General features: G+C 39.1%; 17 protein-coding genes. 10 read left to right on the top strand and 7 right to left on the bottom strand.

The features are described from left to right. Window positions 1-130 precede the first annotated feature (130 nt). The 3 genes from L8106_RS16185 to L8106_RS16175 all read left to right on the top strand — a co-directional run bounded on the left by L8106_RS16185 (window position 131) and on the right by L8106_RS16175 (window position 2,986). A complete protein-coding gene (locus tag L8106_RS16185; protein WP_009785435.1) occupies window positions 131-1,681 on the top strand; it encodes an efflux RND transporter periplasmic adaptor subunit in 1,551 nt (516 codons plus the stop codon). Between the two features lie 184 nt (window positions 1,682-1,865). Then, the gene (locus tag L8106_RS16180; RefSeq protein ID WP_156803714.1) at window positions 1,866-2,252 is read left to right on the top strand and encodes a hypothetical protein; all 387 of its coding nucleotides are present in this window, start codon (window positions 1,866-1,868) and stop codon (window positions 2,250-2,252) included. 266 nt (window positions 2,253-2,518) lie between these two features. Next, window positions 2,519-2,986 carry a hypothetical protein gene (locus L8106_RS16175; protein ID WP_198012956.1) on the top strand — a complete coding sequence of 156 codons (468 nt, stop codon included), beginning with the start codon at window positions 2,519-2,521 and terminating at the stop codon, window positions 2,984-2,986. Window positions 2,987-3,092: 106 nt separating this feature from the next. Here the strand turns inward: L8106_RS16175 and L8106_RS16170 are convergent, their stop codons facing one another. The 6 genes from L8106_RS16170 to L8106_RS32285 form a co-directional block, all read right to left on the bottom strand. After that, window positions 3,093-3,992, bottom strand: coding sequence for a GIY-YIG nuclease family protein (locus tag L8106_RS16170; RefSeq protein WP_009785433.1), 900 nt, complete (start codon window positions 3,990-3,992; stop codon window positions 3,093-3,095). 124 nt (window positions 3,993-4,116) lie between these two features. Continuing rightward, the gene (locus L8106_RS33740; RefSeq protein ID WP_232228512.1) at window positions 4,117-4,821 is read right to left on the bottom strand and encodes a hypothetical protein; all 705 of its coding nucleotides are present in this window, start codon (window positions 4,819-4,821) and stop codon (window positions 4,117-4,119) included. A gap of 326 nt (window positions 4,822-5,147) precedes the next feature. Next, on the bottom strand, window positions 5,148-5,750 hold the full coding sequence (locus L8106_RS16160; RefSeq protein WP_009785431.1) for a hypothetical protein: 603 nt from the start codon (window positions 5,748-5,750) through the stop codon (window positions 5,148-5,150). 254 nt (window positions 5,751-6,004) lie between these two features. Next, entirely contained in the window at window positions 6,005-6,721 is a 717-nt protein-coding gene (locus L8106_RS33735; RefSeq protein ID WP_009785429.1) for a hypothetical protein, read from the bottom strand. 813 nt (window positions 6,722-7,534) lie between these two features. Beyond that, window positions 7,535-8,917, bottom strand: coding sequence for a DUF3987 domain-containing protein (locus L8106_RS16150; RefSeq protein ID WP_009785428.1), 1,383 nt, complete (start codon window positions 8,915-8,917; stop codon window positions 7,535-7,537). Window positions 8,918-9,033: 116 nt separating this feature from the next. Beyond that, window positions 9,034-9,198 carry a hypothetical protein gene (locus L8106_RS32285; RefSeq protein WP_009785426.1) on the bottom strand — a complete coding sequence of 55 codons (165 nt, stop codon included), beginning with the start codon at window positions 9,196-9,198 and terminating at the stop codon, window positions 9,034-9,036. Between the two features lie 793 nt (window positions 9,199-9,991). Here L8106_RS32285 and L8106_RS16145 point away from each other — a divergent pair. From L8106_RS16145 to L8106_RS16130, 3 genes are all read left to right on the top strand, one after another. Further along, window positions 9,992-10,261 carry a hypothetical protein gene (locus L8106_RS16145; RefSeq protein WP_009785425.1) on the top strand — a complete coding sequence of 90 codons (270 nt, stop codon included), beginning with the start codon at window positions 9,992-9,994 and terminating at the stop codon, window positions 10,259-10,261. A 606-nt stretch (window positions 10,262-10,867) separates the two neighbouring features. Further along, the gene (locus tag L8106_RS16135) at window positions 10,868-11,128 is read left to right on the top strand and encodes a helix-turn-helix transcriptional regulator (RefSeq protein ID WP_009785423.1); all 261 of its coding nucleotides are present in this window, start codon (window positions 10,868-10,870) and stop codon (window positions 11,126-11,128) included. Window positions 11,129-11,222: 94 nt separating this feature from the next. Further along, window positions 11,223-11,864 carry a hypothetical protein gene (locus L8106_RS16130; RefSeq protein ID WP_232228511.1) on the top strand — a complete coding sequence of 214 codons (642 nt, stop codon included), beginning with the start codon at window positions 11,223-11,225 and terminating at the stop codon, window positions 11,862-11,864. Between the two features lie 267 nt (window positions 11,865-12,131). Here L8106_RS16130 and L8106_RS29705 read toward each other — a convergent pair whose 3' ends face one another. Continuing rightward, window positions 12,132-12,905, bottom strand: coding sequence for a hypothetical protein (locus L8106_RS29705; RefSeq protein ID WP_009785422.1), 774 nt, complete (start codon window positions 12,903-12,905; stop codon window positions 12,132-12,134). 322 nt (window positions 12,906-13,227) lie between these two features. Here L8106_RS29705 and L8106_RS16120 point away from each other — a divergent pair, with 322 nt between their 5' ends. The 4 genes from L8106_RS16120 (at window position 13,228) to L8106_RS16095 (ending at window position 15,284) form a co-directional block, all read left to right on the top strand. Continuing rightward, window positions 13,228-13,668 carry a hypothetical protein gene (locus L8106_RS16120; RefSeq protein WP_009785421.1) on the top strand — a complete coding sequence of 147 codons (441 nt, stop codon included), beginning with the start codon at window positions 13,228-13,230 and terminating at the stop codon, window positions 13,666-13,668. Beyond that, the gene (locus L8106_RS16115) at window positions 13,652-13,870 is read left to right on the top strand and encodes a hypothetical protein (RefSeq protein WP_009785420.1); all 219 of its coding nucleotides are present in this window, start codon (window positions 13,652-13,654) and stop codon (window positions 13,868-13,870) included. Before L8106_RS16120 ends, L8106_RS16115 begins: the two co-directional genes overlap by 17 nt. Before the next feature lie 974 nt (window positions 13,871-14,844). Continuing rightward, the gene (locus tag L8106_RS16100; protein ID WP_009785417.1) at window positions 14,845-15,024 is read left to right on the top strand and encodes a hypothetical protein; all 180 of its coding nucleotides are present in this window, start codon (window positions 14,845-14,847) and stop codon (window positions 15,022-15,024) included. A gap of 2 nt (window positions 15,025-15,026) precedes the next feature. Continuing rightward, on the top strand, window positions 15,027-15,284 hold the full coding sequence (locus L8106_RS16095; RefSeq protein WP_009785416.1) for a hypothetical protein: 258 nt from the start codon (window positions 15,027-15,029) through the stop codon (window positions 15,282-15,284). The last annotated feature ends 33 nt before the right edge of the window (window positions 15,285-15,317 follow it).

Below are 15,317 nucleotides of genomic sequence, written 5' to 3'. Positions count from 1 at the left end.
CGTCGGGCGAACGCTGTAATAATTATTGATTTTTTGTATTGTTGATTCAAATTGTAAATATTTTTTTGAATCAATTGAATTGAATGGCTTTTCGCTGATTTTTTAATTGTTGTTTATTGGTTGAACTCCCATGACTTCTACACCCCAAAAATCCTCCCAACCCCGTCTTCAAGTTGTTCCACCAACAGTTCCAGAACAAGCCAAACCCCAAGATAAACCCGTTCAACCTCCCATTGAACAAACTCCCAAAAAATCCACCTTTCCAACGCAATGGATAGCTTGGGGAGTTGTAATATTGGGACTGGGTGGAATTGGGATGATTCCTGTTAACCATTCGATTAGCGGATCAACAATTATTACATCAACTGTTGGAGAACGTCAATCGGTTACAATGCCGGAAGCGGGAACGCTAACCCTGCACGTTCGTTCAAATCAAACGGTAAAACCCGGAGATGTTTTAGCAACGGTTTCGAGTTCAGCTTTGGAGGATAAAAAAGCAGCAACCGAACAAAAAATTAGTGAAGCAAAAACGGCTGTTAATGGAGCAGAACAGAAGTTAATTATAGCACAAACTCGCCTGGAAGTTGCCAAAAGTTTAGAATCCATTGCCCTCGAACAAAGGAACCGCAAACAGCAAGATTTGAACCAAGCACAATTTTCGTCAGGAGCGGCTAGAATTCGAGCCATTCAACAGGAACAAGCGGGAATTGAAAGCGAAATCAAAGGGATTGAAAACCAAATTTTAGGACTGGAAAATGAAAGGGCGGGATTGGAAAATGAACTTGTTGGTATTGGGAAGAATATTGAAGGATTGAACGAGCAATTAGAAATTGTCGAGTCGGCTTTAGAAAAGCGAAAGGGGTTGGTTGAGGACGGATTAATTGGCTCGGCTTCTCCCGAATTGATGAATTTAAAAGTGAAAGCTGCGGAGTTAAAAACTCAAATCAAACGGGAAGAAAATTCGATAGAAACTCACCAACAAAAAATCAATCAAAAACAAAACCAGATTTTACAAACTCAACAGTTAATTAATCAACGTCAACAGCAAATCGGGGTAAAGTCGGAGGGAGTTAACGAAGTTATTGAAAACCTAGAAGAACAGTTAGAAGAGGCGGAAAATTTGGTCGAACAAAAAACAGTTGAACGAATATCAACTCAACGGGAAGTCGAAGCGTCGCTAGCGGAAATTGCGGATAAACAGTATTTATTATCCCAACAGTCAGCCGAATTAAATCGTTTGGAACAACAGCAGCAACAATTGGCAATTAAAGCTACAGTATCCGGTACAATTACAACAACGGATTTGGATTTACTGAATAACCAAACGTTAGAAGCGGGACGAGAAATTTTGAACGTTGTTAATTTATCGAGTTTAACCGGGTTAGTGGAAATTCAACAGGAGGAAATTGATTTAATTCATCAAAGCTTACCCGTAACGTTCAAACCCCGTCAGGCGACGGTAGACCAATATCAAGCTAAAATTGAAGATATTCAACCCGTGATTAAATCCGACGAGTCAGGACAAAACTCGGTGTTGCAAATTCGGATTACGATTGATAATGATGACCGCCAACTGCAACCAGGACTGGAAGGAGTCGCCCACATTCAAACTCCCCAACTGCGAGTTTATCAAAAGATTTCGCGGGAGTTCTTTAAGTTATTTCCCTGGTGGAAGCTGTAAATTTGCATCCTTTGATTTTACAACAAAATCCAACAAAAAAGCATAAAATACACAAAAATATGGATTAAATTTTTAGAAAATTAGCCGGGGTGGGATGCTCAGAGGAAGGTTTAAATAATAGGTAATCATCTGGGTCATCTTCGCTCCTTAAAACCGATTATCTTTTTCGTTAGCCATAAATACAATGACTGCCAAATTCAGTCCGGGTTTTCGACTTTCCGTTATAGATACAGGTTTTACCATCTGTATTGCTTTGTTGATCTTTCGCTTGTGGTCAGTCAATGAAAGATTATCTTTAATGATTTTGGGTTCGGCTATTCAATTCTTTTTATTTTGTAATGTATTTAGGGTTTCCCGAATACCTGAATTAATTTGGGCTTTTTTATATGTATTAATCTGTCTTGTGGGGTTAATGTATGAATTAAGTATTGTGTTTTGGGGAACAGCAGGGTTATTAATTGGCATCGTAATAATAATGATTGAATGTAAGCGTCCATCCTATCATGGAATTCTGTGGAAGAAAATCAACCCAAATCTTGAGCAATGGTTCAAGAATAATATAGCTAAATAATAGAAGTGGCAAAGCATTAAAAACTTTGGAGAGTTGACTGACTTAATTAACCACAAGATTGAATAAAGTAAACTGCTTACTCCTATAAGACTTTCGAGCAATTTATTTATGAATTGAACAAAAATAGCAAATTGTTTATCATCAACAGTAATTAGACCCTTCGTACATATCGAACTTACCCTGTCCTTGTACTATAGGAATTGTGATATATAATTGACTTAATTTCCAGTCAAATGCTTCAATATATTGCTTGTTAATGGAGAAAAATGATGACCCGTCAACCCTTACTCGATCCCAATCGTTCTTACACTTTCAGCAATTATTTTGAGTTGGGATTTACAGCAGACGATTTGGTTGCTGAACTAGGTTATTTCTTTGAGCGAAAATTCCTGACTTTACCCCAATATTCTAATGAATTAGACCGAATCACCAATTTAAAACAACGCATTGAGGAAATATTACCTTATGTAGATTTAGAGAATAAGGCTACCCGTCGGGAAATGCTGATTGCACCGATTATTGCAGATTTAATTCACTATTCACACGCCAAGCTAAGAATAGAATTTTCGATTAAAGTTCGATTGCCGTTGGATTTTTTTTCTTCCGTTGCAGTTCGCTTAGTTTCCGCCAAACTAATTAAGGGATTAACATTTGTGCTTAAACTTACAAATAGTGTTGACATCAACAGACTACCCATCAAAAACTTTGTTGTTAAATACTTCATTTCGATTTAATAAAACTGAAAACTGCACTCTCTTAACATCAGCTTAACAACGGCATAAAAATTTTAACAGTCACATTTACGAGTGACATTTGTTAGACAAGTATCGGGCGCGTCTTTCAATCACTAATTAGTTCTAACTCGGCTTCAGACAACACTTTCTGTTCCATCCTATATAAATCATTCAGAACAAGTTTCACATCAGGAAACTTAAAGTATTCGGTCAGCTTCCCAAGCCGATAGTTAAACTCCCGATAACGATGTTTAAAATATAGTTCCACATTTCCTCGATGTTCCCAGAATCCGAGTAAGTTGATGGTGATGTTGGTATAATGGGTTTTCAAGTCCTGATGAATTTCTGAGATTCGTTCGTCAGTCGTTCTTTGGGTAATTCCTATTTTATATAGGGTTTCTCCGTTGGCTTTAACTTCCAAAAAATAAAGGGAGTTGACCAGAATCCGCCGAAGTTGGGTTTCATAAATTCTCAAATCGGCTTGGTAATCTTGGATGTTTGAATAATTGGCTAATGTTGCTCTCTCTGCTGCCTGTCTATATTTTTCCCAAGTTTCCAATAGTAATGGCTCCTGAATTTGATTGAACCGTGCCAACTCCAAAGCACCCATCGGAATTTTGCCTAAGTCGGTGAATTCAAACTCATTACCAGCCAACTGCATTAAACTCCGAAATTTCCAGCGCAGGCTAATCAAGTCACGGGGAATTAAGATGTCTTGAGAACCATATTCTTTCCACAGCACTTTCAATTGTTCGAGTTCACGACCCGGAAGTTGAATCCCGAAACGGTCATACATTGGCAAGCCAGGAAACTGTTTGGTTTTGTGTCGGCTAACAACTGGTTTACAAGTTTCGTCGGTGTGAGCAAAATGGTGTTGCTTGACTCTGCCCTTTTTAGCCGTTAATTTACCGCCGCAGTAGAGACAAGTTAGATTAGTTTTTCCTTTGAGAACATCATCAACACATTTCAAATACCCGTTGGGGGTTACGCCATACTTTAGCCACATCGTTCAACCTCTGAGTAGAACTGATGCACCCCAATTCTAAATATTCAATACTTAACTAAAGTGTAGCAATTTGGAATGGGAAGTGACATTAAAAGTCAATTTCCCCACTATCCAAACAAAAATTTTACTGAAGATTTTCAAGTATTTTGTTCATTTTTTGAAAATCATTAAGTTTATCAATTCCCGAAAATTGAATCGAGAGGTCAATTGAAAAGATTGTCACAATTATAGCAATACTCATCAAGAAAAACCAAGTTTTTATTCCGCCTGGAGTTTGCTTTACTATTCTTCCAATCACTCTCAATCTAAATAAATCTGAGTCCATATTTTCTCGGGATTCCTCATTTTGTTTTTGCCGAAACTCTAATTCCTTTAAGCGAGATAGTACAGAATTTTCAGACATATAAAGAATCTTTTCAACATTCTTCAGACGAATTCCTGCTTCTCTAATCTCCACTTCAAGCTTAATTAATTTCTCAATTTGAACTTGTGAAAATTCTTGGATACCACTATTAGAAAATAAAGGATCTTCGGTTAGCTGTTCGATTAAATCTTCAAGGTTTCTGTTTGACCTTCGGGGATCAGACTGCTTGAGAACTTGTGGAATAGATTTAATTAATGCCAAACTTCTTTCTTCAGATATTTTAACATTAGTGATATCAACTGAAGATAGAACAATTCCTTCAGGGAGTTTTTTGGCTGAAATTGCAAATACAAATTTAGGATAATCAAATCTTACTTCCCAGGTCTTAACTTCATAATCCTGATTAATAAATTGTTCAATATTTTCTCTAAGGTTATCATTTTTGCAGTTAATGGGTTTACCCACAAAATAATCAATGGGTTTATTGAAAAAGTCAGCTAATTGTTGATTGACGGCAAGATACTTTAAATCGTAGGAAATTAGACTCGCCATTCCCGGATAACTATTCAGAAAATTATTCCCCTTTCCCTTAGCTAAACTCTCCATCTCTCTACCCATTTATTTCTATTTTAACCTTCCAACTTGTGCATATTCTCAACTATGTGAACGGATGCCTTTCAGCGTTTTTCATCTCGATGTTTGCTTGTTCTAGTTTTCAGGATTCTAAATGGCTAGAACAAACATACTCTGAGGTGGAAACCATTGTCTGTCAGAGATTTCAGGAAATGTGCTTAAGTATCGGATAGCAAACTAGAAATGCGGTTGGCCATCTTGGTCAACTCCCGAATGGCGTCTCTGGCGGCAAATTTTTCTACCCACTTCCGATAGTCGGGGCTGCTGGCATACGACCCTCGTTCGGTTTTTGAGCCATAATTCCTAATATGATGGTGATGCTTTTTTCCCTCAGTTTCTTCGACAACTTTTAGATACTGGTACTCCTCGTATGCGGGGACGGTATAATGGAGTTCACCGGAATTTGACCAGCAAAAACCCGACAAAACCATCGCCAAGTTTGTCTCTTTCTTTTTATCCTTAAATTGTTCATTAAACTGTTTAATAACTTTAGAATCAGTCACTTTTTCTCCCTTAGCGATGCGTTTGCGCTTTACAGTGTAAGTGTGCCACTTATAATTATCATCCGCAGCATTATTCTGAAAGCTAAAAATTTCGGCTTCTATTTGACTTAAAATTTGTTCTAAAATGGGTTTTAAACATTTAATTTTTCTCCGATAAACATCATCTAAATAATCAACATCTATTGCCGCAAAGCCAATTTTCTTGCTACCGATGAATTTGGTTTGCTTCTTCTGCTGCTTTCTATTATTTTGAACCATGTCTCGTCTTTATTCTAGTATTGACACTTAACTTTAGGCTAGAATAAGTATGGAGCAATTGCAACAAAAATAATTTTACCCACAGATGCCTTTAGGAAAACTTAAATTGGATTTCTAACGTTCAATAACATGGCGGTCAACAATAACTTGAGCCGCAACCAAAGGTAGACATTCGGGTTTCATCTTTTCCTCTCCGTCTCACTAAATTTACCTGTTTTTACCATTGAAAAAACTTTGAAAATCTGTAAAAGTTATTAGACATTATTATCAGTTTCTTGAACAACGGACTGTTTATTTTGTTGTCTTTGGGATTTTTTAGGCTGTTCAGGTAGGGATTGATTTTCGGATTGAACTTCAGATTGTTTAGGCTGTTCGTCAGTTGATTTATTTTTAGGTGGGTCAACAGATTTCTGCTTTTGCTTGTTGTCTTTAATTTCCCTTAAAGCTTCGGCTTTTAGCTTTTTAGAGGCTTTCAAGAATCCAGGTATATCTCCAGTGGGTTCGTCAAGTTGTTCCACAAATCCAAACACATCTCTGCCGGGGAGAAACTTAGCCTTGACCTGTACAAAATAAGTTTGACCTTGCTGTTCTTTCTCTAGTCTGGGATTAAATCTAAACGGCTTTACAGGTGAATCTCTCCAGAGTAACGGAACGTGAGAGGATTTCATAAATTTAACTTTTTTGGCGGCTTCGGCTTCTTTTATCCATGCTAATCTATCTTTATTGAAGTTGCGGAAAATGGAAATGCAAGGAGTGCGGCAAACGGGAATAAATTGCCATAGTCCAGAGAATTTAAACTCAAAATCATCCAACTCTGTGTTTAGTTGACTGGGCTTTGCTTTTGAGCCAATGAAACCCACTAATTGAAAGCTGACCTTGTGGGGCTGGTCTTTTTGGGGTAAGTGTAAGATTTTAGGATAAACAATCAATCTTAGAGTAGTATTACCTGTGACTTCAATCTCTTTTTTCAATGCTTTATAAGCTTTTTGGCGTTTATTGGGGATATAAAATAGTCGATATTCATGTTCTCCGAGTTTGATAGCTGAACGTTCGTCAGTGAGAATAACTTCCCCCTTGATAATCCCAATTGCCTGAAAATAAGGTTTGTTTTGGGGTTCTTCTGATTTGGATTGAGACTCGTCACTTAAAGTTTCGGTTTTTGAGGGTTCAGTTTTCTGTACGGCAGACTCAATAAATTTTTCAGTAGTGGATTGTTTAGCTTCCGGTTTTAACTCTTGATTAACTATTTCGAGCTTGGGTTTAAAGTCTTGAACAGAGGTTTTAGGAATGGCTGAATTGGGGGTTGATTTGGGTTGAGATTATGGAGCGGTTTTGTCGTTTGGTTGAATGTTTAACTCAGCTTGCAACTTCGTGTTCAAGTCCTGATACATCGCCTTTTGTTTGGGGTTGGTAGCGGTTTGGATTAGCTTCTTGATTTTATTGACCGAAAAAATTGGGATACAAGCCCCGTCCTTGAGGACGGCTTTATGTTAAACTTTCTTTTGTGGAAAGGGTAATCAACCACACTAAAAACCCAGTCACCGAAAGGCAACGCACCTTGACGCACTGAAGTTATAGGGTTCCGTACAGGAAAGCTTGTACGCTTATTAGCGCAACGCAACAAGTACAGAGAAACCAAGATTTTAGGTTTTGAACTGTAGGGTAGGGCATACCCAAACAGGTTTCTGAAATGGAGCAAAACGCTTGGGGAGAATTCATCTCTGGTGCAGATAGGGCAGCCTATCTGTATTAAATGGACTCGCTGAACCAAGAATCCCCGCCGTTTACGGCGTGGGAGTGTCAACGTTCTTTTCCCATTCAGCGAGTTCGAGTTTGTATTCGGCTAGTTCTTCTTTATATTGGCTATCGGCTTCTTTCTGGAGGATACGCAGGGGCTTGGTGGTAATAATTTTCTGACCCGGTGTTTTGCGTTGGGAGGGTTCGGCACAGACAGTGAAGTAAATTCCCATGGGCTGGTCGAAGTTGGTGTAGTTGCACAGGTCAATTTTTGTTCCTACGGGTAATAAGCCTGAACAAGCTGAGAGAAACTGCATTAGACCGATTTCGGGGCGCATACAGAGCCGTTGGTAAATATCTTTGATTTTGATGAAGTTGCCGGGGAGGTAGTCCTCTAGCTTGATGGTGGCATTGCGGCTTTCTAATAGAGAGTTTAATTCTGTGGCAATATCAGCCAAGTTTTCGGCTTTCTCAGTTTCGCCCGACCGCTTGCGGTATAGCCTCCAGACCTGAGAATCACTGCGGTTGAACTTTTGGGCGATGGTTTGAATTTCTAAGTCCAGTTGGGCTTCGGTTAGATTTTGAGTTAGGAGAACTCCAACGACTCGTTCATAGTCCTCTTTATCGAACAGTGCATTTAATCCTGATACAACTTGAGAATATGTTGTCCCTGTCGGACTTTCACCAATGGATGTCTTTTGATGTTTTGGCTCGGGTTGAATATGGTTGAGAATTTCATCGCGGGTAAGGTCTGGGTAGTCGTGCATCCAGTCCACGAAGTCCAGTCCCTCTTTTTTAGGCAATCTTGACCACTGGAACGAATCAGGCAGGGCATACAGCCAACCTACTATATTTAAAACCTCAGCCATCATTTCCATGTGCAGACATCCGGGCTGGTCACAGTCGGGTGCCAGAATTATGGAAGCTGCGACTAAATCCGCTAGGGCAGGCTTGATGGTTTCAAAGGCGTTGTCATTGCGTTCTAAGTTAAATTCTCCGGTTTCTTTGTCCTTGACCTTAATAACTGTTTTGCCCGTTCCCCCAATGGTGGTTGTTGCGGGAATGCCTTTTTCCCAGAAGGCATCGACGGTTGACTCTCCCTCAGCAAAAATGATCTGTTGACCTTGAGCGATCGCATTCATCACTTCGGCATAGCGATACAGGGGAATATCTTTGGTTTTGACCGAGCCGTATCCCCTTACCCAGTTCTGGCCATCCCAATGCTGCTGAAAAATCTGCTTCTTTCCTTGTCCGTCGTCGATTCTGACCACGCGGATTAACGGGTTCCCCTGACGGTCGGGATAGTTGAAATAGCTGGTCTTTTTCTCCCTGGGGGATTTCTTCGGCTGTTCAAGAACTTCGTCTGCGGTCAAGATATCCTTGATTTTTTGGGTGTCCCCACAGTTCCAACAGTTGTATTTCCCTGTCATGGAGTTGATGGATAGGTTATGGCCATTGCAGGCTGGGCAGATATACTTCCCTTTCTCTTTGGCTGGAGTGAGCTTGTCGAGGTGGTCGTTGATGTTGAATTTGTTGGAGGTAAACATTAAATGCTGCCTCCATTGTTAAGATTTACTTCGATTTCAATCTCAATGGAATTGGCTGTAACGCTGGCTTGGTAAGGCTTGAGAATATTCTGTAAACCATTAAGGTAATGATCTACTGAACCTGACTGCTTCTCAACAAAATCTTGATGTGTTATGATTTTCATTGATATTTTTTTATTCAGTCAAGTAAGTATTTACTACTTATGTCGGCTTAACCTACTGTTTCGGCTTTTGCGAGCTTCTCAGTATGTGGGCCATTTTTTATAGGGTTAAGCAATTAATACTTACTTGACTAAAAAAGTGAACATCTACTGCACTTGGCTTAAATATTAGACCACTCCCTAACAAGAAAATCTGTGAAAGGGTAAGCGGTTTCTAAACATCAAGACAAATTGCAATTTTAAAATGATATATAAGAATGCAAATTTTATCAAGAAAAATTTTGAACTCTTGATTTCATTCCTCCCGAGAACTTAAGAAAATCTTAAATGGAGGGGCTAGACCCCCTCTCCCGAAGGTCAAATACAGCATTCGCGTTATTTATTACTAATAAAAATTGATGTTTATTGATGAAAAGTAAGCTGAAAGTACCAGTAAAGCGTAAGATTTAGTAATCTTGCTGTTCAAAATGAATAAGCATTTGTCATACAAGTAAATTATTCGTAATCTGTTCAATACCTCTATCTCTCTCTCCTGCTCACCAATCCTCAAGCCGAAAATAGTTCTATGTTAAGAAAAATTAACACAGACTGAAACTCCATTGTGTTGCTTTCCTCTTGTCTATTTTTCCGATGACCCAACATTAAAATATTAGAAGAATATCAGAGTGCATAATTTGCTATTCGTTATCCTAGTATCAAGAATCAGATAGCATTATTTGTTTTTTGTTACTTGGGGTTAATACTAAAGTTTGTTAATATTAGGATTCATATCTTAAGCAAGTTAATTAGACCCGCTATGAATTTAGAAAACCCCTCCAAAAGTAATCCGTTGGAAGTTCAAAATTATTCCCAGGTTAATCAAGATGTTTCTAACAGCAGAAAGATTGACCGATTTTGTTATAGATTAATCGTGAGCAGCTTATCTGGGGCGATTTTAACAACCTTAGTTGGCGGTTTAATTTTGAGTATTTTAAATAAACCTATTCCCGAATTATTAATTGTGATTGGCTCCAATGCGATTGGCGCAGTCTCCGGTTTACTGGCTCCTTCTCCAGATGAAAGGTAATTTTTATTAAATTATTTTTCTTGAAAGTAGACCTTCAATGAGTCAGGCTTTTATTGATTTTCCAACTCACATTGATTTCAGCTTCTCCAATACTGCCAGTAATCACAGGATTAATTAGAAATTCTCACGGTTTTTTTGGGAGAGTGAATCAACCTTGTAGACTTTATATTTACTGAGGATTCCTCAATTTTAATAAAACTATTTGAGCTTGTTGCTCTGTGATTGGATGTTGATTAAACTTGCAATCCTTAGCAATCTGTCTGTACCGTTCGTACCGATGAAGAATCCAACCACAATCAGCGCACAGCGAAGCATCTAAACCGCCTATTTTGTATGGTTTTTTGCATACATCGCATTTTGTTAAGTCTTCAGACTTAATCCAGCTTTGGAGCTTTAATAAATGCTTGAAGGTTCGCATGGGACATAAAGTTAATCACTTTTAAAAAAAGCTTTTGCATACTCCAATCGTCATTAATTAATTAATCAATTTTTTTTGAATTAAATGGGAGTAAGCAGTGATATGACTTCCTTATAGTTTGTATAGGAGAATTATGTAAGGTTAACTTTACAAAAATTATGTAAGGTTAGCTTTACATTGGCAAGTGTATGAGACAAAAATTCCAACAGTTGCTGAAACGTAGAGGTGTAACTCAAGAGCAGTTTGCAGAAATGGTAGGAACGGCTTGGGCTGAAGTCTCAGGACGTAAGCTTTCTCGGCAGGCAGTTAGCGCTTGGGTAAGGGGCCACGCAATTCCAAGACTCTCTCCGGCTGAAATGCTTGTGATACTGGAAATATTGGAGTGTACGCTCACTGAATTAGCAATAGCTTTTCAAGAATCCCCAGACAAATCCCAGAAAAGTGAATAGTTTGTTGACTTTCTTGACAATGTAAGGTTACTCTTACATAATTTAGAGGATTTCCTGTAAACTCAACCTTACAATTAGCAACGAAGCGACTATCATGACAAAACTACCCACCACATTCACGGCTTTGGATTTAGCAGGATTCAAGGTAGACCAGTCTAGGCAATACACAAGTGTTGATCGAGAGATGGTTGATACCGCTTGTGCGGTCTTGCAGAAAAACCGTATAGGCATTGTTACTCGTTCAGTTCAATCGGCTCTTAAGCACATTTACGGCATTGGAGGAAGCAGCGATACAATTTGCAACTTGCTTAAAGAATGGAGGCAAGACAACCTCTCAAGTCTCAAACAAGGTAAGAATGACAAAGACGTAGTTTCGGCAATCCTAGAGGCAACAGATGATGGCTTATTAGACGAGCAAGACATTCCCGAGGAATACTTGGTTGTCATGCGCCAAATGGCTGTGGCAGGTTACAGGCTTGCCTATCAAAAGGCTGATACTTCGGTGTCCGGCGATCGCATAAAGACCCTAGCTTCCGAAAATGATTTAATGCGGCAACAGCTTAAGGACTTTCCCCAGTTGCAGCTTGAACTAAACTTCTACAAAATTGACCTCCTCCCATCGCCAACACATTCGTTTTTGGCGTGGGATTCCCAAACATCACTATTTGAGTTTCTGCTTCTTCGCGAGCGGGGCGAGCGCACCTGCCCTCCGAGAGTTATTCCCTTTAGGTCTTAAGGTCGCTCCACAGACTATCCCCGCAAGTCCTGCGGTTAGATATGTGTCGAAATCCAAACTGAATTTCTTTTTAACTGTTGATTCAAGGGATGTTTATGCCATTGCCCCGTCATCAATTCCTGAGTCTACCAATTTGTCTGCGCCGCCAGGTGTAACTGGACGCGCGCACGCTCATGGCTGTCTGAATCCATTGTCTCGGGTGGGTCAGTGACCACTTGTATTGTACCAGAAATCTCTGTGCGGCATTCCTCCCAACGCCAACATTCTTTATGGCGTGGGTCTCCTGCCGCCGAAAGATGAATCCTTGGAGAAATGGGAGAGAAAAAGGTCAATAAGCTCCACGATATCGTTTTGAAGACTTAAAACTGCATTTCCAGTTGTACGAACTTGTATAAATTTTTCCGACTCCCTCCAAAATAAATGCTTTTCGTGCGGTGCAATATGGGTTTCCCCACTTAAAAGCAATACTCTAATTAAAGGTTTGCGGGCATCTTTAGAAGATCCTCCAAATAGATCCCGACGATTTTTCTTTAGCCAAATATGAGATTGACATAGGCGATCTATGGGGTCGGGTTCCCAAATTTTTAAGCCTTTGCCTTTTTTGCGCCGAACGGACAGAGCGTTTCTCATTTCATTGAGTTTTACTGCAACATTATTTCGAGTTTCTATTGAAATTAGTAAAAAGACTTTTTGGGGAAATCTAACGAATAAATCGATAGGCTCAGAGTTTTCAATTTCAACGAAAGGAAATACTTCAACACCTTGATATTCAAAAGCATCTACAATGGCTTCCATCACATTAATTACTTGAGCAAGTTTTCTAACTCTCTTAAAAGAAAGTGGAGTTACTAAGTTAGAAAAGACAAAGTAAACGAACAGTGACCAGTTAAAAGGTGGAGGTATAGTTGCAGAACCAAGCAGAGTTAGCCATCCCTCAAGGGTTAGTCCTGATGATACTAAATCTTTTTCCTTCTCTAATTCATATAAAACTTTCCTATGATCATATTTACCAAATTCTGGTGCTTGTTCAAAATTATTCATTGAATAGAATAGATATCTGACAGAATGTACCAAATCTCTATTATGCTGTACTGCTGACCGTTCCTGGCTAAAAAACAACTTTTATTTTACTTTTATAACTTGAGCTTGCATCTCTTATCCTTTGAATTTTCGTTTTGTGTACATAATTTTTAATTTTTGTAATTGGGGATGAAAGCCAGCCAGGTTTATATGGGCTGGCTGATATGGAAATCACGCGAACAGGTTCTAAAATTTCCCAGTCCCCAATTGATATCGTCCCCTGTGAGTCCAAAGGGTTGGACTGATGTAGGTCAGTAGTTCTTTGAGATACTATTTTCCCAAAGTGGCTCCTCACCAACGCTTTGAGTTTGGGATTGTTCAGATATTAGCGGATGACAACTGGATTGCAACTCAATTAGGAGCGATGTATGAACAGCATTCACTGAGAGATTACGTTAAATTAACGAAACGCTTATTGGACGTTCTACCGAATAACGTCGTTTGGCTTTCCAACAAGCAATTGCAGGATTTACTCAGTATCAGTTCACCCACCAGGCGACGAGATGCAGTCATTCTAAAAGCCCTAAAACTCTTACCGGAAAAGCGAAAAGACCGGGACGGCTACGACCTCAAAACCTTAGTCATTTGGTGGGAATTTCGACAACTTCACTCACTCACATCTCGCTATTTCGCCATCACAAATATTTGTAGACTTTTGGAGATTATTTACGATGAATCCGACAGACAAACAAGCTCTAGCCGATGCAATGAACCAGCAGCCTAACAGCAATGGAAACAAAGCAACGCAGCGACCCCAACAGCCCCAACAGCCTGAACAAAAATCACAAGAACCCCCCCGCACCTCTATTGCAGATGCGATGGGATTAAACGAAACCGAACGACAGTTAATAAATTTAACCAGCGACCTTAAAGCCAAGCAAATGGTTCGGTTAGTAGAATCGGAAACCATCCGAAAATTCGGCTAGGGCTTACAAGAAAGCTGCGGGATTGTTAAAACCCTAAATTCCCAATTAGAGGCGTTACAATCCTACGAATTTACCCTTGAAGATGCAGCTTTTTTGTTATCAGGATAGCCCTTAACCCATATAAAAATGCTGTCAACTTCCGAGACTTAAATTGTAAAATCCTGAAAGCCATTATAGCAGCATCCAAGCCCAAATTGGCTTTCAGAATTGACCCTTCATTTCCTTCATGTTTTTGGGAATATTTTGAATGGAAAGATCGCACTATGCTAAATTTTTTCCGCCCTAACCGCCCCATCAACTACCAATCCCTTTTGAAATTCCTTATAAGCCTGGGATATTGGAGTCTTATTATCGCAATCTTCTTGTCAATTTGGATGTTTAAGGGACTTAGCGATAAAACTATCCAACTCGCAAAACTAGGATTAAAAACCTTTCAATTCTTCAGAGAAAAGTGTAAAAACATCACGCTCGACTCTACCGCACCGCAAGCAATCTTCAATGGAATTATCTGATGGATTTTGCCTTAATAATTCTCCTCAGTTTTGTACCCGCAGTTAGCTACGAAACAATACTCAAAAATAACCAGAACAAAAAGATGAACGAATTTCAACAGTACAACTTACTACTCGCATTAGCCTTAAATGCTCAAACTAGAGCAACCCATTTCGACACACACGGGGTAACAGATTCACTTATTGACCTGGAATACTTTAGCCTAATCAATTCTGATACAAAGCTTTATCAAATGGTTGAATCACTCAACAAATTGAGCCAAACCTATATTTTAAACCTCATCATTTCCACCGCTCAAAACTTAAAAAACAGGAGAAAAAAATCGCATAAATAAAAATTCAGAACAAAACAACAGTTATCAAATTAGAAACTAAAATCAAGAACACACCCGAAAGCATCGCAATTCTCACAGCAACTTTTCTCTGCACAATTACAAGAATTTGAACAGGAGTAAAAAGGATATGACAGAGCAAGAAATTATTCATAAACTTATCACTCACGACTCAGAATTTCTAAAAGACACTTACTTTGGAATCGTGGAGGAAACTTTGAGTATTGAAAATCCACTACATCAAGCAATAGCTGCACTCAATATCAACGCCCAAATGAGAATAATGTACGCTATTAATTGGAGTTTTTAACCATGACAAAACCTATCGGATACTGGGTCAGTTCAACGAACCCAACAGAACAACTTGCTATCATAAAACTGAAGAATATTTGCGGTTCATCCTTCCAAAACCTTTCCGAAGAAGCCCGATATACCCTCTTTTTAGAAGTTGCAAAACTGTTACCCAATACCTCCTCAAACCTTCACCCACAAATTCAACAGTCCATCAAAGAATTGTCCGTCGAAAATTTGATTAACTTGTTATCCGCAATTGCCAATTCCTTTTACTAATAAAACCCCAAAATATTCAACCCGGAGCAATAT

Origin of the sequence: Lyngbya sp. PCC 8106, assembly GCF_000169095.1 — a bacterium.
In the GTDB taxonomy this organism is placed as follows: Bacteria; Cyanobacteriota; Cyanobacteriia; order Cyanobacteriales; family Microcoleaceae; genus Capilliphycus.
This window is presented reverse-complemented; position numbering and strand designations above follow the sequence as displayed.